This is a genomic window from Pseudomonas sp. SDO5522_S412 (assembly GCF_054071215.1).
The window spans coordinates 23455-48059 of the sequence record NZ_JBSVWQ010000017.1; the positions used below are offsets into that span (position 1 = coordinate 23455).

Here is a 24605-nt window from a genome sequence, read left to right on the forward strand (position 1 = left end):
CGTTACCAGATGTTGCACAGCACCCTCAGGCCTTGGCCAGCTCCGGCAAATCCCCGGTCAAACCCAATGCCTGACGCACAAACAACGCCTTGGCCTCCGGCATCTGCTCAACCACCTTCAGCCCTGCATTACGCAGCCAGCGCAACGGCAGTTGATCGGCCTGGAACAACCGCTCAAAGCCTTCCATCGCCGCCATCAGCGCCAGGTTGTGCGGCATGCGCCGACGCTCGTAACGGCTGAGCACCTTCACATCCGCCAGGCGCTCGCCGCGCTCGTTGGCCGCCAGCAGCACCTCGGCGAGCACCGCCGCATCGAGGAAGCCCAGGTTCACCCCCTGCCCCGCCAGCGGATGAATGACGTGGGCCGCGTCGCCAATCAATGCCAGGCCTTCTGCCACGTAACGTTTGGCGTGGCGCTGACGCAACGGCACGCACAGCCGTGGATCGGCGCTTATCACGCTGCCCAGGCGGCCTTCGAAGGCATTTTCCAGTTCACGGCAGAAGCTTTCATCATCCAGCGCCATCAAGCGCTCGGACTCACTCGGGGTGGTCGACCAGACGATCGAACACCAGTCTTCCTGCCCGTCCCGCACCAGCGGCAGGAATGCCAGCGGGCCATTGTCGGTAAAACGCTGCCAGGCCGTCTTTTGATGCACCTGGCTGCTGCGCACACTGGTGACGATGGCGTTGTGCAAATAATCCCACTCACGGGTAGCGGTGCCGGTCAGGCGACGTACTGCCGAGTTGGCACCGTCCGCCGCGACCACCAGTGGCGCGCGCAAGGTGCGGCCATCGGCCAGGGTCAGCAGCCAGTCATCGCCGGAGCGGCGCATCTGTTCCAGGCGCGCATTGGCCAGCAGGCCGAGGTCGCAGTCGTGCAGGCGGTCGAGCAAGGCGTCCTGGACCACACGGTTTTCAACGATATGCCCCAGCACCTCGGCATGCACGCTGGCCGCCGAGAAGTGGATCTGCCCGGTGCCGCTGCCGTCCCACACCTGCATCTCGCCGTACGGGCTGGCACGTCGCTCGACAATCCCGTCCCACACGCCAAGGCGCTCGAGGATGCGCTGGCTGGCGGCCGACAAGGCGCTCACCCGCGGTTCGAACGCAGCATGAGGGTCGAACGGCTTGACGCTCAGCGGGCTGCCGTCGAGCAGCAGCACCTGCAGGCCACTGCCCTGCAACGCCAGCGCCAGGGCGCTTCCGACCATTCCGGCCCCGACAATCAGCACATCTGCGCGCATGTCCATGCTTTAAGCCTGTCTCGATTGCAGCTTGCGCCGCACGTAAAGGGTTTTGTCGACCCGCGCCACCAGGGTGCCGGAGCCGTCATGAATCTGTACCTTGAGCTGCGGTAAATACTTGTCGCCGCTGGCGGTGTGCTGGCGAATCTCGTCCAGCAATGCTTGGTCGATGGAAAATTCGGCGAACACCGGGCCTTTGCCCGGCGAGATAAAGTCGATAGCGGCAGCCTTGTCCCAGACAATGTAGTCGCGGCCCAGGTTCTCCATCAGCATCAGCATGTAGAACGGGTCGACCATCGAATACAGGCTGCCGCCAAACTGCGTGCCGACGTAGTTGCGGTTGTACCAGCCCAGGCCCATGCGCACCTTGACCTCGCGGAAATCGCTGCCGATGTGCAACACCCGAACTCCGGCCCCGAGGTACGGCGGGTACAGAGTCATGATCCAGCGCAACAGCCGCGCCTTGCCCAGGCGTCGGGTCAGCCACTCACGCATCGGGACGGGTGCCCAGGCCCATGGCCTGGCGCGCGAACCAGCGCTTGGCCGGCGGCAGCAAGTCGAGGCCCAGCAAGCCCATGTTGCGGCCCAGCGCGACCAACGGTTGCGCACTGCCAAACAGGCGGGTGACCTGATCGGAGAAGCCGACGGTGAGCTTCTGGTCCATGCGCTGACGCTCGCGGTACGCCTGCAGTGTCGCCAGGTCGCCCGGAATCGCCGGCCCGGCCAGCAGCGCCTCGGCCAACGCGTAGGCATCCCGCAGGGACAGGTTGAAGCCCTGACCGGCAATCGGGTGCAGGCTGTGGGCGGCATTGCCAAGTACGGCCAGATGAGAGCGCACTTGTTCTTCCGCTTCCACGAGCGTCAGCGGGTACAGGTGGCGCGCACCGACTTGCTTGAGGGTGCCCAGGCGGTAGCCGAACACGCCCTGCAGTTCATTCAGGAAGCTGCGTTCGTCCAGCTCGGCCAGGCGCTTGGCGTCCATGCCGATGCGGGTCCAGACCAGCGCGCAACGGTTGTCCGGCAACGGCAGCAAGGCCATCGGGCCTTCGTCGGTGAACCGCTCGAACGCCTCGCCGTTGTGGGCCTCGCTTGGGGTGATGTTGGCGATCAGGGCGCTCTGGTTGTACGGCCGCTTTTTAACGCCGATGCCCAGTTGCTCGCGCAAACCTGAGCGACCGCCATCGGCCAGCACCGCGAGGTCGCACTCCAGCACGGTTTCGTCATTGAGGGTCAGGCGGTAGCCATCGGCAAGCGGCTCCATGCGCGTAACTTCCGCCGGGCAACGCCAACTGACCACGTCCTTGTCCAGCCCTTGCCACAGGCAATGGCCCAGCCAGGCGTTTTCCACCACGTAGCCAAGCGCCGGCACACCCTCTTCCATGGCCGACAGGCGCGCGGTAGAGAAGCGGCCACGGTCCGACACATGAATCTGTTTGATCGGCTCGGCGCGGCGAGAGATTTCCTGCCACACGCCCAACCGTTGATAGATCTGCCGCGCGCCAAAGGACAGCGCTGAAGAACGCGCGTCATAGCTCGGCTGGTAGCTGTCGCCGGGGGCAAACGGCTCGATCAGCACGATCTTCCAGCCCCGGGCCTTGGCCCCGGCCTGCAAGGCCAATGCGAGGCTGGCACCCACCAGGCCGCCGCCGATAATCGCCAGGTTGACCCGGCTCATCGGGCGCTCGCCATCAATGCTTCGATCTCGGCGACGGACTTGGGCACGCCACCGGTCAGAATTTCACAGCCTTGCTTGGTCACCACCACGTCGTCCTCGATGCGTACGCCAATGCCACGCCATTTCTTCGCCACGTTCTGGTTGTCCGGCGAGATGTAAATCCCCGGCTCCACGGTCAGTGCCATGCCGACTTCCAGCACCCGCCACTCGCCGCCGACCTTGTATTCGCCGACATCGTGCACATCCATCCCCAGCCAGTGGCCGGCGCGGTGCATGTAGAAGGCTTTATAGGCTTCACTGGCGATCAGTTCGTCGACATCACCCTGCAACAATCCCAGCTTCACCAGCCCGGCAGTGATCACTTGCACCGTCGCCTCGTGGGCCTGGTTCCAATGCTTGTTCGGGGCGATTTCAGCAAAGGCGGCCTCCTGGGAAGCCAGCACGATTTCATAAATCGCCTTCTGCTCGGCGGAAAACTTGCCGCTCACCGGCCAGGTGCGGGTGATGTCGCTGGCGTAGCAGTCGATCTCGCAACCGGCGTCGATCAGCACCAGGTCGCCGTCCTTGAGCACCGCGTCATTCTGCTGGTAATGCAGGATGCAGCTGTTGCGCCCCGAGGCGACGATGGAACCATAGGCCGGCATCTTCGCCCCGCCCTTGCGAAACTCGTAGTCGAGCTCCGCTTCCAGGCTGAACTCATGCAACCCGGCGCGGCTGGCCTGCATCGCCCGTACATGGGCCGCGCAGGAAATCCGCGCCGCCTCGCGCATCACCTTCACTTCTGCCGCCGATTTATACAGGCGCATGTCATGAAGCAGATGATCCAGGGCAACAAATTCGTTCGGTGGCTGGGCGCCGAGGTGCGCTTTAGAGCGGATCACGTTGATCCACTCCATCAGGTGCCGGTCGAATTCGGCATTGCTGCCCATGGCCGAATACACCCGGTCGCGGCCTTCGATCAGGCCGGGCAGGATGTCGTCGATATCGGTAATCGGGAAGGCGTCATCGGCGCCAAAATCGCGAATCGCGCCTTCGGTGCCCGCTCGCAGGCCGTCCCACAGTTCGCGCTCGGCATTGCGTTCGCGGCAGAACAGCACGTACTCGCCGTGCTGGCGGCCGGGCATCAGCACGATCACCGCCTCCGGTTCGGGGAAGCCGCTCAGGTACTGGAAGTCGCTGTCCTGGCGGTAGACGTGCTCGACGTCACGGTTGCGGATGGCTACCGCGGCCGCCGGCAGGATGGCGATGCTGTTGGGTTCCATCTGCGCCATGAGCGCCTTGCGGCGCCGGGTGTATTCCGCTTTGGGGATATGGATCATGGGCAGATGGGCTTCCTTTCTTAGTGCAGCGACGGCTTGGGTGCAGCGGGCTCAGCCGATTTACGGGTCTCGGTGAACAGCAGCAGCGGCGCGACGCGCAGGTATTCCATGACTTCCATGTAGTCGCTTTCGCCGTCTTCGGACTCTTCCAGGGCGTCTTGCACCTGAGAGATGGCGGCCAGGTCCTGCAGCACTTCCTGGGCATCGGTGCTCAGGTCGAGGCCGCCGGCGTTCACGCCGAAACCGTGGAGGAAGCCTTGGCACCATTGGCCCAACGCGGCGGCGCGCTCGGTGAGCGGCGCGTCATCGGTAGGCAGCAGCAAGACGACGGTGACGTCATCACCGGTCAGCTCGCCTTTAACCATCTCTTGCAGGCCGATGAGCGCATTGCGCACGTTTTCGGTAGGCTCGGTTTCCAGCAGCTCGGCGACGTCGGCCAGCCAGTTGTCGGCATCAAAGCCGACACCGGTGCAGCTGCGGCCCAGCAGCACGCCGTGCAGTTCGGCAGGCGAGCAAGGATGACCGCTGGAACTCAGCAGTTTGGAAAAAGCATCGTACGGGGAGTTCTGAATGGGCATGGTGAGCTAGGCGCCAGACGGCGCAATGTCTAGAATGAAGCGCTGTATCCTAGCATCGGCAGACGTACCAAGACTATCAAGGGCGTCAGATCGTTTATCCAGCAGTTGCCATTCATCAGACAAAATCCAGTGGAACCCAATGGAAGACACCGACCTGCAAGCGCTGATGGCCAGACTCGAGCTGCTAATTAACCGGGTCGAGCAACTTAAGAGCCAAAACGGACTCCTATTAGCTCAGGAAAAGACCTGGCGCGAGGAACGCGCTCACCTCATTGAAAAAAACGAAATCGCCCGGCGTAAGGTCGAATCGATGATTTCGCGCCTGAAGGCCCTGGAGCAAGACTCATGAGTTCAAGCAATAGCGTCACCGTGCAGATTCTCGACAAAGAATATTCGATCATCTGCCCCCAGGAAGAACGCAGCAACCTGGTGAGCGCTGCCCGCTACCTGGACGGCAAGATGCGCGAAATCCGCAGCAGCGGCAAAGTCATCGGCGCCGATCGCATCGCCGTGATGGCCGCCCTGAACATTACCCACGATCTGCTGCATAAGCAGGAACGGCCTGACGTGCAGGCCAGCGGCTCGACGCGCGAGCAGGTGCGCGACCTGCTGGAGCGGGTCGATCTGGTACTTTCTACCGATCCAGAGCCACCCAAGGGCTGATTGCGGCGTCGGTTTCGGGTATACTCGCCCCACTCCCTGGCGTGCTTGCCAGTCGGCGATGTCCCTGAGCCGATTCGCACTACCCTGGAAGTTACACGTTGGGCTGGTGTGCATGTCCGCTAGACGGAAAGCCTTAAAGCCTACTGTTTCTTCCACCTTGAACTTTCGGGTTCAAGGGCTAAGTCGACAGCGGTTCTGTCGGGGAGCCTGATTCCCAAATCCAATGCCAGTCCCAGGACTGGCATTGTTTTATGAGCCGAAAACCATGACCGAACCTGCGCCGCTTTCACGCCCGCAACTTCGACGCATGCTGCGCAAAGCCCGCCGCGCCCTGACGCCAAGCGAGCAACGCCAGGCCGCCCTGGGCCTGTATCGGCAACTGGCACAGCACCCGCTGTTTCGCCGGGCCAAACACCTATCCTTATATCTACCGACGGACGGTGAAATCGATCCGCGCCTGCTGCTGCGCGCTGCACAGCGCCGGGGCAAGGCGACTTACCTGCCGGTGCTCAGTGCATGGCCGCGAACCAAGATGGTGTTCCAGCGAGTGCGCCCCGGCGAAAAGCTGAGGCCCAACCGTTTTCGCATCCTCGAGCCCCAGGTAAATGCCAGCCGACAACGCAAGGTCTGGGCGCTGGACCTGGTGCTGCTGCCACTGGTTGGCTTTGATGATGAGGGCGGACGGTTGGGCATGGGCGGCGGGTTTTATGACCGCAGCCTGGCCTACATGGCCCGCCGGAAATCCTGGCGCAAGCCGACGCTGTTGGGCCTGGCCCATGAATGCCAGAAGGTCGAACGATTGGCACAGGCAAGCTGGGATGTACCGCTTGAGGGCACAGTCACCGATAAGGATTGGTATATAGCAGAGACGCTACTGGAATCAGCAGCGCCTTGAAGACGGGTCAGCGTTTGAACGGTTGCGGCTGTTGCTGTGCGAGTTCAATCGGTGCGTCAGTCTTGTTCGACCACAAGCTCTGCGCATAGCCGGTGGTCACAACGCCCAGGCCGAACAAAATAACCAAAATCCATAGTAAATCCGGTTTGCGTTTCATCGATTGCCCCCCTTCAGGCATCTTGCACACGATGACAGCAACGTTCCATTAGTAGTCCGTGCCAGCTGCGTCAAGCTCAAAACCCCGGCATTCTGCGTTAACGTGAACCAACACGCAAACCTTGACGCCAACCGACTGTCGGTTTGTCATAAAATTGCAGGACAACTTTCCCAATCGACTTTTGAGGAGCGAAAACATGGCCTATTGGCTGATGAAATCCGAGCCCGATGAACTGTCCATCAAGGGCCTGGAAAAGCTCGGCGAGGCCCGGTGGGACGGGGTGCGCAACTACCAGGCGCGGAACTTCCTGCGGGCGATGGCGGTGGGTGACCAGTTCTTCTTCTACCACTCCAGCTGCCCGGAACCGGGGATTGCCGGCATCGGTAAAATCGTCGAGGCAGCCTACCCGGACCCGACCGCGCTGGAGCCCGACAGTCATTATTTCGACGCCAAGGCCAGCCCTGAAAAAAACCCGTGGAGCGCGATCAATGTTGCCCACGTCGAGACCTTTGCGAAGGTCCTGGGGCTGGGCTATCTGAAACAGCAAACCGCCCTCGCCGAGTTGCCCCTGGTGCAAAAAGGCAGCCGCCTTTCGGTGATGCCGGTCACCGCCGAGCAATGGGCCGCCGTACTCGGCCTGCGCTGAAACAGCAGAACCCTGCGGTCACGCCCATGGCGCATGCATCTGCGCGCCAACCGGGTTAGGCTGGCGCTTCATTTGACCCGCATCAAGGGCCTCCGGGCAGGATCGGTCAAACTAGGACGCTAACGCCGCAGGATGCACCCATGTCGACGAACCACCGCACCTCCCATCTTTTCGCCATTCCATTGATTGTCTTGCTGCTGGCCGCCGGCGGCTTCGGCTATTGGCAATCCACCCAAGACCGCCTGCCCGAAGGCTTGAGCATGGGCAATGGCCGGCTGGAATCGACTGAAGTGCAGATCGCCGCCAAGATCCCCGGTCGCCTCGCCGAAGTGCGGGTGGACGAAGGCGACAAGGTGCTCAAGGGCCAACTGCTGGCGCGCATGGACACCCGCACCCTGGAAGCCCAGCGCGCCCAGGCCGAAGCCGAAGTGCTGCGGGCCAGGGAGAATTTCGCTGCTGCCGAAGCCAATGTGCAACTGCGCCGGAGCGAACAACTGCTGGCCAGCCAGGAACTCAAGCGCACCCAGGAGCTGTACAAGCGCGGCTTCGCCAGCGGCCAGCTGATCGACCAGCAGCAGGCCCGGCAAAACACCGGCAACGCTGCCGTGGTCGCCGCCCAGGCCCAGGTCAATTCGGTAAAGGCCGCCATCGGCGCCGCCCAGGCTCAGGTCGCCCAGCTCACCAGTGAAATCGAAGACAGCAGCCTGCGGGCGCCTATCGACGGCATCATCCAGCTACGCCTGGCCGAACCCGGCGAAGTGCTCGGCGCGGGTGGTCGCGTGTTACTGCTGATCGACCCCAACGACCAATACATGAACCTGTATCTGCCCGCTTCGGTAACCGGCGCCCTGACCGTCGGCAGTGAGGCTCGGATCGTCCTCGACGCCCTGCCGAAGCAACCGCTGCCGGCGAAAATCAGCTTCGTCGCCGCCAAATCGCAGTTCACCCCCAAGGAAGTGGAAACCCGCGACGAACGTCAGAAGCTGGTGTTCCGGGTCAAGCTGCGCCTGACCCAACCAAGCGCCGTGCCCCAAGCCAAACCGGGCATGCCCGGCGCCGGCTATGTGCGCACCGCTGACCTGGACTGGCCGGCCAACCTGCAATGAACGGCCTGGCGCTGCACGCCACGGGGATCAACCATCGCTACGGCAAGCAACAGGCGCTGATCGACATCGCCTTCAGCCTGCCCGCCGGCACACGCTGCGGGTTGATCGGCCCGGACGGCGCCGGCAAGTCGAGCCTGCTGGGCTTGATCGCCGGGGTCAAAAAGCTTCAACAAGGCGAACTGCAAGTACTCGGCGGCTCCATCGAAGACCGCCGCCACCGCAACAGCCTGTACCCGCGTATCGCCTTCATGCCTCAAGGCCTGGGCGGCAACCTTTACCCCGAGCTGTCCATCAGCGAAAACATCCGGTTCTTTGCCACGCTGTTCGGCCTGTCAAAAGCCGATTGCGACCAGCGCATGCACAACCTGCTGCTGGCCACCGACCTCGCACGCTTCGCCGAGCGACCTGCCGGCAAGCTCTCCGGCGGCATGAAGCAGAAACTCGGCCTGTGCTGTGCACTGATCCACGACCCGGACCTGTTGATCCTCGACGAACCCACCACCGGCGTCGACCCGCTGTCCCGTCGACGCTTCTGGGAACTGGTGGAAACCGTACGCAGCGAACGCCCGCAGCTCACACTGCTGGTGGCCACCGCCTACATGGAAGAAGCCGAGCAGTTTGAACACTGCCTGATGCTCGACCGCGGCAAGCTGATCGCCGACGGCCTGAGCAGCGAACTCGCCGCCGCGACGCCCAGCGGCAAACTGGACGAAGCCTTCACCCATTTCCAGGGCGACAGTGCCCATAACAACGAACCGCTGGTGATTCCGCCCCGGCAAAGCGACAACACCGACATCGCCATCGAAGCCCACGACCTGACCCTGCGCTTCGGCGACTTCACGGCAGTCAACAAGGTCAGCTTCGCCATTGGCCGGGGCGAGATCTTTGGTTTCCTCGGCTCCAACGGCTGCGGCAAGACCACCACCATGAAAGTCCTCACCGGGTTGATGCCCGCCACCGAGGGCACCGCCACGCTGCTGGGCAACCCGGTAAACGCCAAGGACCTGGCCACCCGCAAGCGCGTGGGTTTCATGTCGCAAAGCTTCTCGCTGTACGGCGAACTCAGCGTGCGCCAGAACCTGGTGCTGCATGCGCAGTTGTTCGACCTGCCCAAGGCCGAGAGCGGCCAGCGCATCGACGAGTTGATCAAGCGTTTTGACCTGGGCGACGTTGCCGAGCAGCCGTCCGGCGAGTTGCCGCTGGGCCTGCGCCAGCGCTTGTCCCTGGCGGTGGCGGTGCTGCACCGCCCGGAAGTGCTGATCCTCGATGAGCCGACCTCGGGCGTCGACCCGGCCGCGCGGGATGACTTCTGGCGGCTGCTGATCGAACTGTCCCGGGAACAGGGCGTGACGATCTTCCTGTCCACCCACTTCATGAACGAAGCCCAGCGCTGCGACCGCATCTCGCTGATGCACGCGGGCAAGGTGCTGGCCTGCGACACGCCGGACGCGCTGCAACAGCAGTTCCACGGCGAAACCCTGGAAGCAGCGTTTGTCACCTGCCTGGAACAGGCTCAAGGCGCGCCCGAAGCGGCCACCGCGCCCTCCGAAACCGTCAGCGAACCCATGGCCCCACCCGTCAGCAAACGCGGGTTCAGCGTCGCCCGCCTGTTGGCCGTGGCCAGCCGCGAAGGCAAGGAACTGCTGCGGGACAAAGTGCGCATGGCCTTCGCCCTGTTGGGGGCGATTTTCATGATGGTGATCTTCGGCTACGGCATTTCCCTGGACGTGGAGAAGCTCGCCTTCGCCGTCTACGACCAGGATCAGACGCCGCAAAGCCGGGCCTACTTGGAAGCCTTTCGCAGTTCGCGCTATTTCGCCGAACAGCCGCCGATCACTGACTCCAACGAACTGCACAAACGCCTGCAACGCTCGGAAATCAAACTGGCGCTGGAGATTCCGCCAGGGTTCGGCCGCGATCTCTACGCCGGCCGCCAACCCGCCGTGGCCGCCTGGCTCGATGGCGGCATGCCGTTCCGTGCGGAAACCAGCCGCAATTATGTCGAGGCCGTGCACCAGGCCAACCTCCAACAACTGGCCGAACTGAACAGCACACCATTGAATCAGCAAGCCGCCGCCAAACTGGAAACCCGCTTTCGCTACAACCAGGACGTGGTCAGCGTGAACGCTATCGGCCCCGGCGTGATGGCGCTGATCCTCGCCTTCATCCCGGCAATGCTCACGGCCCTGGGGATCGTGCGCGAGAAGGAACTGGGCTCCATCACCAACTTCTACGCCACACCCCTGACCCGCCTGGAATTCCTGTTGGGCAAGCAGGCGCCGTACCTGGCCGTGAGCCTGATCAACCTGGGCCTGCTGGTGGCGATGAACCGCTGGCTGTTCGGCGTGCCGTTCAAGGGCAGCGGCGTGACCCTGGCTTTCGGCGGCCTGCTGTATGTGCTGGCCACCACCAGCATGGGCCTGCTGATTTCCGCGTTCACCCGCACCCAGATCGCAGCGATCCTGGGCACCATGATCATCACCAGCCTGCCGACCATCCAGTTCTCCGGGCTGATCGTGCCGCGCTCGTCCCTGGAAGGCGCCGCCGCGTTGATGGGCATGTTGTTCCCGGCGGGCTACTTCCTCGACATTGCGGTGGGCACCTTTACCAAGGCCCTGGACCTGCGTCAGCTATGGCCACAGTGCCTGGCGCTGTTCGGGTTTTTCCTGGGGTTCACCGGGCTTAGCCTGATCATGCTCAAGAAGCAGGAGGCCTGAGATGCACAAGTTCGCCCATATCCTGCGCCTCGGCATCAAGGAACTGACCAGCCTGCGCCACGACAGCGTGTTGCTGCTGTTCCTGTTCTACGCCTTTACCGTCGCCATCTATATGCCCGCCGCCGGCTCGGTGATCGGTGTGCACAACGCCAGCGTGGCCTTTGTGGATGAAGACCACAGCGCGCTTTCCCGGCAACTGGCCGAAGCACTGCAACCGCCGGAATTCCAGGCGGCGGTGCCGTTGCCGTACGACCAACTGGACAAGGTGATGGACAGCGGCCAGTACACCTTCGTGATCAACGTACCGGCGAATTTCCAGGCCGACCTGTTGGCCGGGCGCCAGCCGGGGGTGCAGGTCAACGTCGATGCCACGGCCATGAGCCAGGCATTCATGGGCGCCGGGTATATCGGGCGGATTTTCCAGCGGGAATTGCTGACCTATGGCAACCAGGCCGATGCCGCCCAAAAGGCGCCGGCGCTGCTGACCACCCGGGCGCTGTTCAATACCAACCTGGAAGGCGGCTGGTTTCTGGCGGTGATCCAGATCGTCAACAACATCACCATCCTCGCCATCGTGCTGACCGGCACCGCGCTGCTGCGTGAGCGCGAACACGGCACCCTCGACCATTTGCTGGTGCTGCCGCTGACTGCGCTGGAAATCATGCTGGCGAAAATCTGGAGCAACATGCTGGTGGTGGTGCTGTGCACCTGGCTGTCGCTGGAAGTGGTGGTGAAAGGCTTGCTCGGCGTGCCGCTGGCCGGGTCGCTGACTTTGTTTTTGCTGGTGACGGCGCTGTACCTGTTTGCCAGTACTGCCCTCGGCATCTTCCTCGCCACCCTCGCCCGCTCGACGCCGCAGTTTGGCCTGCTGGCGATCCCGGTGATTATCCCGATGCTGCTGTTGTCCGGCGGCAGCACGCCGCTGGACAGCATGCCGCAGTGGTTGCAATGGGTGATGCAGGGCTCGCCGTCGACGCACTTTGTGAGCCTGAGTGCGGCGATTCTGTTCCGGGATGCGGGTGTGAATGTGGTGTGGCCGGACTTGCTGGCGCTGGCGGGGATTGGGTTGCTGTTCTTTGCGGTGGCGTTGGCGCGGTTCAGGAAGAGCCTGGCTTCCTGAGGTGTCTGTCAGGGCCTCTTCGCGAGCAAGCCCGCTCCCACATTCAACCGCATTCTCATGTTAGAACTCGGTCAAGTGTGGGAGCGGGCTTGCTCGCGAAGAGCGCGAAGCGACCGGCTTACTGGATGATCAGGTTGTTGAACAACAGATCCTCAACCTGCGGCTTGCCGGTTTCGTCGTTCATTACTTGCTGGGTCTGCTTCAGGGCTTCCTGGCGCAGTTTTTCCTTCCCATCAACGCTGCTCATGGTGTCGTTGGTCTGCTGGGTAAACAGCGCCACCAACTGGTTGCGAATCAGCGCGTCGTTGGCTTTCACGGCAGCGGCTGCCTCGGGACCGGTGACCCGCAGGGCGATATCCGCCTTGAACACCCGCAGCTTCGCGGTGCCATCCAGGCCGTAGTTACCGACAAACGGCGGGCTCAGGCTGATATAGCTGACCTTCGGCGCTTCGCCTTCTTTGGCTTCTTCGGCCAGGGCTGCCGTCGGCAGTGTCAGGGCCAGCATCAACAGGATCCACGCTTTCACAGTTCATTCCTCAATTCGGTTGCCCAGTAGCATAACGCTAGCAGCCCTGAGCACAAGCTTATGGCGACTTATCAGGCCGGGGCATGCTCGTTGACCCGTCGCCCTGCCCACCTACACTTATCGGCCAACACGCCAAAAGGAATAGTCCGATGAAAGCTGTGCTGTGCAAAGCCTTCGGCCCCGCCGAAACCCTGGTGCTGGAAGACGTCGAAAGCCCGGCGATCAAGAAGAACGAAATCCTGTTGGACGTGCATGCGGCCGGGGTCAATTTCCCGGACACCCTGATCATCGAGGGCAAGTACCAGTTCAAGCCGCCCTTCCCGTTTTCGCCGGGCGGTGAAGCGGCAGGCGTGATCAGCCAAGTCGGTGAGAACGTCAGCCACCTGAAGGTCGGTGACCGGGTGATGGCCCTGACCGGCTGGGGCAGCTTCGCCGAGCAGGTCGCGGTGCCGGGCTACAACGTGCTGCCGATCCCGCCGAGCATGGACTTCAACACCGCCGCCGCCTTCAGCATGACCTACGGCACGTCGATGCACGCCCTGAAGCAACGGGCCAACCTGCAACCCGGGGAAACCCTGCTGGTGCTCGGTGCCTCCGGCGGCGTCGGCCTGGCTGCGGTGGAAATCGGCAAGGCCATGGGCGCCCGGGTGATCGCCGCGGCCAGCAGCGCCGACAAGCTGGCGGTGGCCAAGGCTGCCGGTGCCGATGAGTTGATCAACTACAGCGAAGCCAGCCTCAAGGACGAGATCAAACGCCTTACCGGCGGCAACGGCGTGGACGTGATCTACGATCCGGTGGGCGGCGACCTGTTTGACCAGGCCATTCGCGGCATCGCCTGGAATGGCCGGCTGCTGGTGGTGGGCTTTGCCAGCGGGCGCATTCCCGAGCTGCCGGTGAACCTGGCGCTGCTCAAGGGCGCGGCGGTGGTCGGGGTGTTCTGGGGGTCGTTCGCCCAGCGCCAGCCGCAGGACAATGCCGCCAACTTCCAGCAACTGTTCGGCTGGTTCGCCGAGGGCAAGTTGAAGCCGCTGGTGTCCCAGGTGTACCCGCTGGAGCAGGCGGCGCAGGCGATCAACGACCTCGGCCAGCGCAAGGCTGTGGGCAAGGTCGTGGTGCAGCTACGCTGACTATTGTTTCATTTTGTCCGCGGAGTGCCTGGGCCCATGATCGGCCGAGGCACTCACTCACTGGCAGGAATGAATAATGGTCACACCGCTGCGCGCGCTGTTTCTGGGGTTGTTGATGATGGTGTCGGCTCACGCCTTTGCCCATAAAGAGGGCAAGGATGTACGCGGGCTGAACAACGTGACGGTGCTGATCGTGCGCCATGCGGAAAAACCCGATGAAGGTCCGTTGCTGAGCCCCAAGGGCGAACAGCGGGCGGCGGCCTACGCCAGCTATTTCGACCCGCTGCTGTTGAACGGCATCTCCGTGGTGCCCCAGCGGCTGATCGCTACCAGCGACAGCAAGGAAAGCTCTCGCCCGCGCCTGACCCTGACACCCCTGGCCCAGCGCCTGCAGCTCCCGCTTGAAACCCCCTACTCAGACGATCAAGTCGGCAAGCTGGTGAAGTCCCTGCGCAAGTCCAACCAGGCGCAGACCGTGTTGATCGCCTGGCATCACGGGCATATCGACAAGTTGATCGAGTCCTTCGGCGGTGACGGCGCGGCGCTGACCGGGATGAAGAAATGGCCGGAAAATGTGTATGACTGGCTGATCGTGTTGCGCTTCGACGACCAGGGTCAACTGGTGGAGTCCCGCAGCCAGAAGATCCAGGAACACCTGCTTCCAGGTGATATCGCAGCCGCCAACGGCAACTGAACCGAATCACTGCCTGTGGTAAGGGAGCTTGCTCCCTCACCACAGCTTCTTGGCATCCCCTCCTGAAAACGTCCCTCACTTGCCTCTAAGCGACATGTTCGTAAAAGAACATGCAATTGCACTCAATTCCTATGCCCGCAGATAAGAGGCGGTGCTATTTTCGGTAACGAAACTGTAACATTCGCATCCGCAGTCAAAACAAGAAATCTGGAGCTCTTGAATGTTTGCTTTCTTCCGTCCTGCCGCACATCAGGCGCCCCTGCCTGAAGAAAAAATAGACAGCACGTACCGACGCCTGCGCTGGCAGATCTTCGCCGGTATTTTCTTCGGTTACGCCGGGTACTACCTGCTGCGCAAGAACTTCTCCCTGGCCATGCCGTACCTGATCGACGAGGGTTACACCCGTGGCCAGCTGGGCCTGGCAATGTCGGCGATCGCAATTGCCTATGGCCTGTCCAAGTTCCTCATGGGCCTGGTGTCCGATCGCTCCAACCCGCGCTACTTCCTGCCCTTCGGCCTGTTGGTGTCCGCCGGGGTGATGTTCATTTTCGGTTTCGCACCTTGGGCTACCTCCAGCGTGACCATGATGTTCATTCTGCTGTTCATCAACGGTTGGGCCCAGGGCATGGGCTGGCCGCCAAGTGGGCGGACCATGGTGCACTGGTGGTCGCAGAAGGAACGCGGCGGTGTGGTTTCCGTATGGAACGTGGCGCATAACGTCGGCGGCGGCTTGATCGGCCCGCTGTTCCTGCTGGGCATGGCCTGGTTCAACGACTGGCACGCGGCGTTCTACGTCCCGGCTACCGTGGCCCTGCTGGTGGCGGCGTTTGCATTCATCACCATGCGCGACACCCCGCAATCGGTGGGCCTGCCGCCCATCGAGCAATACAAGAACGACTACCCGGAAGGCTACGACGCCAGCCACGAGGACGAATTCAGCGCCAAGGAAATCTTCGTCAAGTACGTGCTGCGCAACAAAATGCTCTGGTACATCGCCTTCGCCAACGTCTTCGTCTACCTGCTGCGCTACGGCGTGCTGGACTGGGCGCCGACGTACCTCAAGGAAGCCAAGCACTTCGACGTGGATAAAACCTCGTGGGCGTACTTCTTCTACGAGTGGGCGGGCATTCCGGGCACGCTGCTGTGCGGCTGGATGTCGGACAAGATCTTCCGTGGCAACCGTGGCCTGACCGGCATTGTGTTCATGGGCCTGGTCACCGTGGCGACCCTGGTTTACTGGCTCAACCCGCCGGGCAACCCGATGATCGACATGATCGCGCTGTTCTCCATCGGCTTCCTGATCTACGGCCCGGTGATGCTGATCGGCCTGCAGGCGCTGGAACTGGCACCGAAAAAAGCCGCCGGTACCGCAGCGGGCTTTACGGGCTTGTTCGGTTACCTGGGTGGTTCAGTGGCAGCGAGTGCGGCCATGGGCTACACCGTTGACCATTTCGGCTGGGACGGTGGTTTCGTATTGCTGATCGGCGCGTGCCTGCTGGCCATCGCGTTCCTGATCCCCACCTTGTGGCATACCAATAGCGTCAGTGCCGCACGTTAATCGTCGGAACAGCCTTTGGAACACCGCTTGAGCCGCGCCTCCAGATTCTTGTCTGGCATGGCGTGGCTACGCAGGGCGTTGACGGTCTGCTCGACATAATCGCGCGTAGTGCCGTAACGCCCGCAAGCGCTTTGCAACACGTGATTCAGCACGATGTCGGGCAAATTGCCGGCATAACTGGGCAGGTGCCGTTCCAGGACAAATCCCAATGCCTGCACCTGGCTGCCATCTTCCAGACGACAGCTGAGCCAGTGCGGCCGGTACGAGGGATACGGCATCTCGCGCTGCCACAGGGCATACAACGAGGCCTCCAGTTGATCTTCCGGCAAGCGGTAGGCAAACCCGCTGCACGAGCCGCCGCGATCCAGGCCAAACACCAACCCCGGTATTTCCGGCGTGCCCCGGTGCTCATGGGACCACAGGTACAAGCCCCGGTGATAACCGTGGACCCGCGCCCGCATCCGCTGTGTCGACGAACATTCAGGCCGCCAGATCAGCGAACCGTAAGCGAATAGCCAGACCGGCCCACCCTTGTGCAGCGCCATGGTGGCTTGCATCGAGCTCATCAACTGTTCGTGAGTGAGTTGCGGCCCCAGATCGAGCCGCGGAGGGTAAGCCAATTGCAAAAGATCAGATTCAATGGCGGTCATGGCAGATCGCTTAGGTCTCCTTTGTTGTTACGAGAAGCTGTTACCAGTTGTAAGCAACTTTACCGTAATAGAACGCGCCGCTGTAACCGTACGGCGAAAAAGTGCTATAGGCCAAATTGCCACCACTGCTGGCGTAGGCATTGAGTTTTTCCGGGTATTTGTCGGTGACGTTGTCGCCGCCAACGGTGAAGGTCCAGTTTTTCAGCTTGTAGTCGGCTGACAGATCCAACAGCCAGGCGGCCTTGAAGCTCTGGTCGTTGGTCGGGTCGGCCTGGTAGCTGGTGAATGAACCATAGCGCACCAAATTACTGTGCAGCGCCCAGTTGCCGAAACTCAGGTCGTTGCCCAGGCTCAGCTTGTGCTGTGGCGTGGTATCGCCCAGCAGGCCGATGCGCTCGCGACGGTCCACCCGAACCAGGCTCGCGCCCAGGCTATCCAGTACGGACGGGTTGGCTTTTACGTCGGTGACCTTGGTGTGGTTGTAGTTGTAGCCCACGGTGCTGTTCCAGCGCACACCGTTGTCCAGTTGGTAGCGATAGTTGGCCACCAGGTCGACGCCATTGGTGGTGGTGTCGGTGGCGTTGGTGAAGTAGCGCACGGTGGTGTAGTTGATGTTGCCCACGCCATTGGCCTGCAGATACGCGAGCGCAGCCGGGTTCTTGCTCAGGTCCAGGTTGGAGGACAGGCTGATGCGGTCGCTGATGTCGATACGGTAGACATCGGCGGTCACGGTCAGGTTGTCGGTCGGCTCCAGCACCAGGCCGAGACTGTAGTTGCGGGACTTCTCGGCTTTCAGGTCTTCAGCGCCGAGCAGGCGCGCCACCTGGCTGTTGGCCGGGAAGGTGCCGGCTTCCTGGATGGTGTTGCCGATCAGTTGCGACGAGGTGTAGGCGAAGTTTTGCTGTGCCAGGGACGGCGCACGGAAACCGTTGGATACACTGCCGCGCAAGGCCACTTGCGGGGTGAAGTCGTAGCGCGCCGAGAGCGAGCCGCTGACGTTGGAGCCAAAATCACTGTAGTCCTCGTGACGCACGGCGGCGGAGGCACTGAGTTTTTCGGTGAAGTTGGTTTCCAGGTCCAGGTACTGCGCCCAGTTGTGGCGCGTGCTGGTGCCGGCGTCGGAATCACGGAAGCCGCCCAGGCCCGAGCTGCCGGTCTGGTAGTAGGACGCCGGGTCGCCCGCCTTGATCTGGTAACCCTGGTCCAGGTATTCGCCGCCAAACGCCACCGACACTGGATACGGCAACCAGCCCAGGCTGAATTCCCGCGACAGGTCCAGGCTGAGTTGCTTCTGGTCATTGACCAACGTGCCGTTGTCGAACTTGCGCGGCGTGGCCAGGCCCAGCGAGGTGTTGATGGTTTCGGTACCGATCTGGTACTGGTTCTTGCCGTAGTTGACCGACACATCGTAGTGCCAGTCATAGGCCAACAAGCCGCGCAGGCCGACCGCCAGGGACGTGTCTTCCACGTCACCGCGAATCAACGGCAGGTAACCATTGGGGTTGAGCGCAGGAATGTTGTTGCTCGCGTTACTGGCCCGGTAGAACGCCGCCGTCTCGCCGCGGGTCTTGCTGTAGCCGCCAAACGCATAGAACTCGGCCGCATCGCTGAAGGAATATTCCGAGTTGAGAAACAGCTTGCCCTGGTCAGTGGCCGGCTCGCCCTGGCGGAACACCCGCTGGCCGTAGGTCGTCGAACCAACGCTGCCCGGACGCAGGTCCTTGCCGGCGCGGTTGGTGTAATCGTTGTCGGCACCTTCGGCAGAGATGTTGATAAACCCGTTATCGCCCAGTGCCACACCGGTGTTGCCGCTGAGGTTGCGCTGGATACCGTCGCCCTTCTTGTACTCACCAAACTTGCTGGTGATCGAGCCGCCGTGGTCGTCATGCTTGAGGATCACGTTGATCACCCCGGCAATCGCATCGGAGCCGTAGCGGGCCGATGCGCCGTCACGCAGCACCTCGATATGGTCGACCGCCGACAACGGGATCGCATTCAAATCCGCCGGCGCCGAGCCACGCCCAACCGCACCGCCGAGATTGACGAAGGCACTGGTGTGGCGGCGCTTGCCGTTGACCAGCACCAACACCTGGTCCGGTGACAGGCCACGCAGCTGCGCCGGGCGCACCAGTTCGGCACCGTCTACCAGGCTCGGGCGTGGAAAGTTGATGGAAGGAATCAATCGGGCCAACACCGCGCCCAACTCATCAGAGCCGGTGCTGCGCAAGGTGTCGCCGGAAATCACATCGATAGGTGACAACGAGGCACTGGCGGTGCGCTCTTGGGCGCGGGTGCCGGTGACAATGACTGTATCGAGTTTGGGTACATCGGCAGTGGCCGTTTCGGCGGATGCCACTGGACTGAATCCCACAGCGGTCAGCAAATTAGCCGACAAAATCGCCGTGTACAGCAGGTGCTGCTTGTTGCTCCCCATACCGCTCCCCTTGGAATCAAAAGCCAGAACGTCAATGCTCTGAGCTCGTACGATCGATCCGTGTGGCGGACGGTGGCGGTCATTTATTGGTTATTGGCAGAAAGTCGGTAGTCCGTTGGCATATAGCTTAATGATATTTATGTAACAAATTAAATACCTTTAAAGAATAAGCGAATGCATAAGCCCAGGCCCCTCCGCTCATCAGGATTGGCTGCCTCAATCCCTGTAGTTTCAGCGCAGGTTCAGCCTGGGGGCACGCTGGGCCTTCAAAATAGGCGCCTGTCACGACCCACCTGGCCGCCAACCGAATCGACTACCGAGGTCACTCCATGAAATACCGACTGCCCAGCCTGTTGTTCCTGGCACAGGCCACCACCGCCCTGGCGGCGGAAGTGCCGACCCAGGACGAAAAAGGCTTCTGGTATGCCCAGACGAGCGTCTACACCCGGCATTTTGCGCCGGACAAGGACCACAACAACAACCAGGACCTGATCGGCCTGGAGCGCAATGAAGCGTCAGGCCTGGTGTATGGCGGGGCGACGTTTCGCAACTCGTTCAGCCAGCGTTCGTACTACGCCTATGCCGGCAAACGCTATGACATGCCCGATTACCCGGTGTACTTGAAGCTGACAGGGGGTGTGATCCAGGGCTATCGCGGCAAGTACCGCGACAAGATTCCGCTGAATGGACTGGGGGTAGCGCCGGTGATCATCCCCTCGGTGGGCACCCACTACGGGCCGGTCGCCGCCGAGCTGGTGTTGCTCGGGTTCAATGCGGCGATGGTGACCACGGGCGTTCGTTTCTGATCGAGCCGCTGAAGGGCTTCTGTGGCGAGGGAGCTTGCTCCCGCTGGGTCGCGAAGCGGCCCCTGAAGTTCATGCGGTCTTTCAGATAGATCCCAGCGACTGTTTCGGGGCTGCTGCGCAGCCCAGCGGGAGCAAGCTCCCTCGCCACACGTTACGGGCGGGGTGCGTAGGCAAATACGTCAGCACGCATCTGGTGTGCATCCATGCCGGCCTCGACAAGCGCATCCAGGGTGCCGTAGATCATCGCCGGTGAACCACTGGCGTAGACATGCACGGCCTTGAGGTCGCTGATGTCTTCGCACACCGCTTCATGCAACAGCCCGCAGCGCCCTTCCCAGCCACACAGGTCGCTGACCACTTTGTGCAGGAACAGGTTGGGCAGTTGCAGCCACTGGTCCCAGTGCTCGATGTCGTAGAAGTCTTCCGGTCGACGTACCCCCCAATACAGATGCACCGGGTGCTTGAAACCACTGGCGCGACAGTGTTCGATCAGGCTATGCATCTGGGCCATGCCGGTGCCGGCGGCGATCAGCACCAGCGGCCCGTCGGGCAGTTCCGCCAGGTGGGTGTCGCCAAACGGCATTTCGATGCGGGCCATCTGGTTGCGCTGCAACTGCTCCAGCAGGCTGCGGGCGCTGTCTTCCCGGGCCAGCACGTGCAATTCCAGCTCGCGCCCGGCGTGGGGCGCCGAGGCCAGGGAGAACGCCGACTTCTCGCCGTTTTCCCGCTCAATCATCAGGTACTGCCCGGCGTGGTAGCGCACCGCCTTGCCGGCCGGAGCCCGCAGGCGCACGCGCCAGACGTCACCGCCCACTTCAACGCATTCACTCAGTTGGCAAGACAGTTTGCGCACCGGCAATTCTCCCGGCGCCAGCACGCCATCCCACAACACAATGCAATCTTCCAGCGGTTCGGCAATGCAGGTATAGAACTCGCCATGGTCACGCACCTCACCGGCTTGCTGCACCCGGCCTTCCACCAGCAGCGCCGCGCACACGTGGCACACGCCATTGCGGCAGGCCTGGGGGCAATCGTAGCCCAGGCGGCGCGCGCCCTCGAGGATCCGCTCGCCGGGCGTCAGTTCAAGTACCGCACCGGAAGGCTGCAGGGTTACACGCATCAATCTATTCCTAATTCTTTCCAGAGCGCATCGACACGGGCAGTGACCGCTTCGTCCTTGACGATCACGCGGCCCCATTCGCGGGTGGTTTCACCCGGCCATTTATGGGTGGCGTCCAGGCCCATTTTCGAGCCGAGGCCCGATACCGGGGAAGCAAAGTCGAGGTAGTCGATCGGCGTATTGTCGATCATCACCGTGTCGCGCTTGGGGTCCATGCGCGTGGTGATGGCCCAGATCACGTCGTTCCAGTCCCGGGCGTTGATGTCGTCGTCGGTGACAATAACGAACTTGGTGTACATGAACTGTCGCAAAAACGACCACACACCCAGCATTACCCGCTTGGCGTGGCCGGGGTACGACTTCTTCATCGTCACGATGGCCATGCGATACGAGCAGCCTTCGGGCGGCAGGTAGAAGTCAGTGATTTCCGGAAACTGCTTTTGCAGGATCGGCACAAACACTTCGTTCAACGCCACGCCGAGGATCGCCGGCTCATCCGGCGGGCGGCCGGTGTAGGTGCTGTGGTAGATCGGCTTGATCCGGTGGGTGATGCGCTCGACGGTGAACACCGGGAAGCTGTCGACTTCGTTGTAGTAGCCGGTGTGGTCGCCGTAGGGGCCTTCATCGGCCATCTCGCCCGGGTGAATCACGCCTTCGAGGATGATTTCGGCGGTGGCCGGCACTTGCAGGTCGTTACCGCGGCATTTCACCAGCTCAGTGCGATTGCCGCGCAACAGGCCGGCGAAAGCGTACTCGGACAGGCTGTCGGGCACCGGCGTGACGGCGCCGAGGATGGTCGCCGGGTCGGCGCCCAGGGCCACGGAAACAGGGAATGGCTGGCCGGGATGCTTTTCGCACCACTCACGGAAATCCAGGGCGCCGCCACGGTGGCTCAGCCAGCGCATGATGACCTTGTTGCGGCCGATCACTTGCTGACGGTAGATGCCGAGGTTCTGGCGGTCCTTGTTCGGGCCCTTGGTGACGGTCAGGCCCCAGGTGATCAGCGGGCCGACGTCGCCAGGCCAGCAGGTCTGCACGGGGAGCATGCCGAGGTCGACATCCTCGCCTTCGATCACCACTTCCTGGCAAACCGCGTCTTTCACGACCTTGGGGGCCATGGCGATGATCTTGCGGAAGATGGGCAGCTTCGACCAGGCGTCCTTGAGCCCCTTGGGTGGCTCGGGTTCCTTGAGGAAGGCCAGCAGCTTGCCGATCTCGCGCAGTTCGCTGACCGACTCGGCGCCCATGCCAAACGCCACGCGGTCGGGAGTGCCGAACAGGTTGCCGAGCACCGGGATATCAAAGCCCACCGGGTTTTCGAACAGCAGCGCCGGGCCCTTGTTGCGCAAGGTGCGGTCGCAAATCTCAGTCATCTCCAGGACCGGGGAAATCGGCACCTGGATACGTTTCAACTCTCCGCGCTGCTCAAGTTGCTGCACGAAATCCCGAAGATCCTTGAATTTCATTAACCATGCCACCCGTAAAATAGGCGTACATCCTACCTGCTCTTACGGTCGCTGGCAGCTTATTGAGCAGCATTGCCGACGACACAGACTCAAAGAGCCGATGCCTGGGTTTCATCGCGCAAGGCTTTGAACAAGGGTTCAAGAAACGCCTCGACATACCGCGAACCAACCGCCGAGAGGTGATTGTCGTCGGTGTACAGCGACTGACCGTCCAGTTCCACCCGGCACCAGTCATTCGCACTGCATAACTTGGGCGCCGGATCCATTACCTTTACCCCGGGATCAGCCGCCGCCATGCGCTCGAATACGCTACTGATATAGGCCTGGCGCTGGAGGTGCTCATCCAGGGGCATGCCTTCTTTGTCGGTGGGCCGGCCGAGCATCGCCAGGCGACTCAGGCGGTAAGGCGGACTGAATTCCTGCAGGGGGACTTCCTTGACCAGCCACACCCGATGACCGCTGGCGCGCAATTGCTGCACAAGGGCGCCCAGACTTTCAGCGAAGCGCCGCTCGGCGAAGGCGCGGTCATAGGTTCCGGTCGCCGGGTCCAGCAACGAAGCCTCGGTGTCACCATCGCGCTGCCCATAGACATACAGGCTCCAGCGCGCCACCAGCACCACGTCGCTAAAGGTTTCCTTGCCGAGCAACTGCGTGACCTGCTGGTTAAAGGCCAGGCAGCCCGGAACGCTTTCCTTGCGATTAAACGGCAGGCAACCGGCATAACCTGCCTGCGTGACGCTGACACCGTACTTGCTGGCGCCGTCTCGCAACGCCGGAACCAGCGCCGTGGCATGGCTATCGCCCCAGACCAGCGCGCGCGTCGGCGCGGACTGAGGTCCGAAATGACAAAATCCATGGTGGCGATTTTTCCCACCATCCACCAGGCAGGCCATGAGGTCCGGGCTCCACTCGCGCGCCTGGGCAAATTGCAGCGCCTCGGGCGACAGGCGCCAAGGCAAGCCCTTCGTCAAGACCAGGCCTTTGCCGAGCAGTCCCACCCCAAGCAGCGCGATACCAGCCGCCACCAGGATTTGCTTGCGCCCTGCCAACAGCCGACGCTCACGGAACGGCGCCTCGACAAACCGCCAGGACGCATAACCCAGCACCAGGCTCAACACAAACAGTGCACCAAGCTCCCACGGACCCAGCCCGTCGACACTGGCGTACTTGCCAAACACGTACACCGGCCAGTGCCACAGGTACCAGGAGTAGGAGATCAGGCCAATCCCCACCAGCAAGCGGCTACCCAGCAGCTTGCTCATCAGGGTAGTTTGCTGGCCGTTGGCCCAAATCAGGCAGACCACGCCCGCCACCGGCAACAGCGCTGCGGCGCCGGGAAACGGCGTGCTCGGGTCATACGCGAAGACCGCCAGCAGGATCAGGCCGAGGCCGGCAAGGCTGACGGCCTGCGCCAACGCCGGGCTGGCGCGGTACTCGCGTACCGGCATTACCGCCAGCATTGCACCCGCCAACAGCTCCCAGGCACGCATCTGCAGCAGGAAAAAGGCTCGTTCCGGAGCGTGGGCCACCGCCCATGTACTCATGCCGAATGACACCAGCAACAACACGAACAGCGCCGTGCGCCAATATTTGAGCCGGCTCGACAGCAGTGTCAGCAGGAGTGGGAAGAGGATGTAGAACTGTTCTTCAACCGACAATGACCAGGTATGCAGCAACGGTTTGATATCGGAGGCCACATCAAAGTAACCGTCCTGACGCATGAAAAACAGGTTGGAGATAAACACCACCTGGTTATGTATCGAGCGCCCCAACTCGCTGTAATCCTTGGGCGCCAGCAGGAACCAGCCCACCACCAGCGCGCCGAGCATCATCACGAACAGTGCCGGCAGGATACGCCGCGCTCGCCTGGCCCAGAAGCTGACAAAACTGAAACGGCCGGCCTCACGCTCGCGCCAGATGATCGAGGTGATCAAGTAGCCGGAGATCACGAAAAACACGTCGACGCCGACAAAGCCGCCGGTAAAGCCCGGTACACCAAAATGAAACAGCACAACAGCGAGCACAGCTATGGCACGCAGGCCGTCAATGTCCCTGCGATAAGCGAGAATGGTCATAAAATCTTGTAATTTGCCTGATCGGATGGA

At 62.1% G+C, this 24605-nt stretch carries 23 protein-coding genes and 1 other RNA gene; 12 read left to right on the forward strand and 12 right to left on the reverse strand.

Translation table 11 applies throughout. The features are described 5' to 3' along the window. Positions 1-25 precede the first annotated feature (25 nt). From ACW9I6_RS06605 to ACW9I6_RS06625, 5 genes are read right to left on the reverse strand one after another with little or no spacing between them, the layout of a single operon-like run. Entirely contained in the window at positions 26-1243 is a 1218-nt protein-coding gene (locus tag ACW9I6_RS06605; RefSeq protein WP_162835188.1) for a 2-octaprenyl-3-methyl-6-methoxy-1,4-benzoquinol hydroxylase, read from the reverse strand. A 9-nt stretch (positions 1244-1252) separates the two neighbouring features. Continuing rightward, positions 1253-1738, reverse strand: a complete 486-nt coding sequence (locus ACW9I6_RS06610; protein ID WP_003213946.1) for a DUF4442 domain-containing protein — start codon at positions 1736-1738, stop codon at positions 1253-1255. Continuing rightward, positions 1731-2918 (reverse strand): 2-octaprenyl-6-methoxyphenyl hydroxylase, encoded by a 1188-nt coding sequence (ubiH, locus tag ACW9I6_RS06615; RefSeq protein WP_457339074.1) that lies wholly within the window; start codon positions 2916-2918, stop codon positions 1731-1733. Before ubiH ends, ACW9I6_RS06610 begins: the two co-directional genes overlap by 8 nt. Next, positions 2915-4237 (reverse strand): Xaa-Pro aminopeptidase, encoded by a 1323-nt coding sequence (gene pepP, locus ACW9I6_RS06620; protein WP_102370134.1) that lies wholly within the window; start codon positions 4235-4237, stop codon positions 2915-2917. The genes ubiH and pepP overlap by 4 nt, the downstream gene beginning before the upstream one ends. Positions 4238-4257: 20 nt before the next feature. Beyond that, positions 4258-4815, reverse strand: coding sequence for a YecA/YgfB family protein (locus ACW9I6_RS06625; RefSeq protein ID WP_003213952.1), 558 nt, complete (start codon positions 4813-4815; stop codon positions 4258-4260). A gap of 139 nt (positions 4816-4954) precedes the next feature. On the opposite strand from ACW9I6_RS06625, the gene ACW9I6_RS06630 reads away from it, so the two are divergent. The 4 genes from ACW9I6_RS06630 (at position 4955) to ACW9I6_RS06645 (ending at position 6373) form a co-directional block, all read left to right on the forward strand. Beyond that, positions 4955-5164 (forward strand): TIGR02449 family protein, encoded by a 210-nt coding sequence (locus tag ACW9I6_RS06630; RefSeq protein WP_003213954.1) that lies wholly within the window; start codon positions 4955-4957, stop codon positions 5162-5164. Continuing rightward, positions 5161-5478: a cell division protein ZapA gene (locus ACW9I6_RS06635; protein WP_003213956.1), complete on the forward strand. Its 318-nt coding sequence runs from the start codon at positions 5161-5163 to the stop codon at positions 5476-5478. Before ACW9I6_RS06630 ends, ACW9I6_RS06635 begins: the two co-directional genes overlap by 4 nt. Before the next feature lie 30 nt (positions 5479-5508). Further along, a non-coding RNA gene (ssrS, locus tag ACW9I6_RS06640) (6S RNA) lies at positions 5509-5687 on the forward strand. 56 nt (positions 5688-5743) lie between these two features. Further along, positions 5744-6373, forward strand: coding sequence for a 5-formyltetrahydrofolate cyclo-ligase (locus ACW9I6_RS06645; protein ID WP_102370312.1), 630 nt, complete (start codon positions 5744-5746; stop codon positions 6371-6373). A 7-nt stretch (positions 6374-6380) separates the two neighbouring features. Here the strand turns inward: ACW9I6_RS06645 and ACW9I6_RS06650 are convergent, their stop codons facing one another. Beyond that, positions 6381-6530, reverse strand: a complete 150-nt coding sequence (locus ACW9I6_RS06650) for a hypothetical protein (protein WP_003213959.1) — start codon at positions 6528-6530, stop codon at positions 6381-6383. A gap of 196 nt (positions 6531-6726) precedes the next feature. On the opposite strand from ACW9I6_RS06650, the gene ACW9I6_RS06655 reads away from it, so the two are divergent. The 4 genes from ACW9I6_RS06655 (at position 6727) to ACW9I6_RS06670 (ending at position 12119) form a co-directional block, all read left to right on the forward strand. Further along, a complete protein-coding gene (locus ACW9I6_RS06655) occupies positions 6727-7176 on the forward strand; it encodes an EVE domain-containing protein (RefSeq protein ID WP_003213961.1) in 450 nt (149 codons plus the stop codon). Between the two features lie 140 nt (positions 7177-7316). Continuing rightward, entirely contained in the window at positions 7317-8282 is a 966-nt protein-coding gene (locus ACW9I6_RS06660; protein WP_003213963.1) for an HlyD family secretion protein, read from the forward strand. Continuing rightward, entirely contained in the window at positions 8279-10999 is a 2721-nt protein-coding gene (rbbA, locus tag ACW9I6_RS06665) for a ribosome-associated ATPase/putative transporter RbbA (protein ID WP_457339075.1), read from the forward strand. Before ACW9I6_RS06660 ends, rbbA begins: the two co-directional genes overlap by 4 nt. A 1-nt stretch (position 11000) precedes the next feature. Continuing rightward, a complete protein-coding gene (locus ACW9I6_RS06670) occupies positions 11001-12119 on the forward strand; it encodes an ABC transporter permease (protein ID WP_003213965.1) in 1119 nt (372 codons plus the stop codon). A 118-nt stretch (positions 12120-12237) separates the two neighbouring features. On the opposite strand, the gene ACW9I6_RS06675 is transcribed toward ACW9I6_RS06670, so the two are convergent. Beyond that, positions 12238-12645 carry a flagellar basal body-associated protein FliL gene (locus tag ACW9I6_RS06675; protein ID WP_003213967.1) on the reverse strand — a complete coding sequence of 136 codons (408 nt, stop codon included), beginning with the start codon at positions 12643-12645 and terminating at the stop codon, positions 12238-12240. Between the two features lie 149 nt (positions 12646-12794). Between ACW9I6_RS06675 and ACW9I6_RS06680 the strand changes: the two genes are divergently transcribed. From ACW9I6_RS06680 to glpT, 3 genes are all read left to right on the forward strand, one after another. Beyond that, the gene (locus tag ACW9I6_RS06680) at positions 12795-13772 is read left to right on the forward strand and encodes an NADPH:quinone oxidoreductase family protein (protein WP_177054897.1); all 978 of its coding nucleotides are present in this window, start codon (positions 12795-12797) and stop codon (positions 13770-13772) included. A gap of 76 nt (positions 13773-13848) precedes the next feature. Then, positions 13849-14466: a flagellar basal body-associated protein FliL gene (locus ACW9I6_RS06685; RefSeq protein ID WP_177054896.1), complete on the forward strand. Its 618-nt coding sequence runs from the start codon at positions 13849-13851 to the stop codon at positions 14464-14466. A 220-nt stretch (positions 14467-14686) separates the two neighbouring features. Then, positions 14687-16024, forward strand: coding sequence for a glycerol-3-phosphate transporter (glpT, locus tag ACW9I6_RS06690; protein ID WP_003213972.1), 1338 nt, complete (start codon positions 14687-14689; stop codon positions 16022-16024). Here the strand turns inward: glpT and ACW9I6_RS06695 are convergent. Together ACW9I6_RS06695 and ACW9I6_RS06700 are read right to left on the reverse strand one after the other, a co-directional pair. After that, positions 16021-16674 (reverse strand): gamma-glutamylcyclotransferase, encoded by a 654-nt coding sequence (locus tag ACW9I6_RS06695; protein WP_003213974.1) that lies wholly within the window; start codon positions 16672-16674, stop codon positions 16021-16023. The genes glpT and ACW9I6_RS06695 overlap by 4 nt on opposite strands. A gap of 40 nt (positions 16675-16714) precedes the next feature. Further along, a complete protein-coding gene (locus ACW9I6_RS06700) occupies positions 16715-19108 on the reverse strand; it encodes a TonB-dependent receptor plug domain-containing protein (RefSeq protein WP_008438880.1) in 2394 nt (797 codons plus the stop codon). 329 nt (positions 19109-19437) lie between these two features. Between ACW9I6_RS06700 and ACW9I6_RS06705 the strand changes: the two genes are divergently transcribed. Then, positions 19438-19914 (forward strand): hypothetical protein, encoded by a 477-nt coding sequence (locus tag ACW9I6_RS06705; protein ID WP_003213979.1) that lies wholly within the window; start codon positions 19438-19440, stop codon positions 19912-19914. A gap of 151 nt (positions 19915-20065) precedes the next feature. Here the strand turns inward: ACW9I6_RS06705 and ACW9I6_RS06710 are convergent, their stop codons facing one another. The 3 genes from ACW9I6_RS06710 to ACW9I6_RS06720 form a co-directional block, all read right to left on the reverse strand. Continuing rightward, positions 20066-21034 (reverse strand): CDP-6-deoxy-delta-3,4-glucoseen reductase, encoded by a 969-nt coding sequence (locus tag ACW9I6_RS06710; RefSeq protein WP_003213981.1) that lies wholly within the window; start codon positions 21032-21034, stop codon positions 20066-20068. Next, complete coding sequence (ubiD, locus tag ACW9I6_RS06715) at positions 21034-22500, reverse strand: 4-hydroxy-3-polyprenylbenzoate decarboxylase (protein ID WP_008438879.1); 1467 nt, start codon at positions 22498-22500, stop codon at positions 21034-21036. Before ubiD ends, ACW9I6_RS06710 begins: the two co-directional genes overlap by 1 nt. Before the next feature lie 89 nt (positions 22501-22589). Then, the gene (locus ACW9I6_RS06720; RefSeq protein WP_008438877.1) at positions 22590-24575 is read right to left on the reverse strand and encodes an acyltransferase family protein; all 1986 of its coding nucleotides are present in this window, start codon (positions 24573-24575) and stop codon (positions 22590-22592) included. Positions 24576-24605 lie beyond the last annotated feature (30 nt).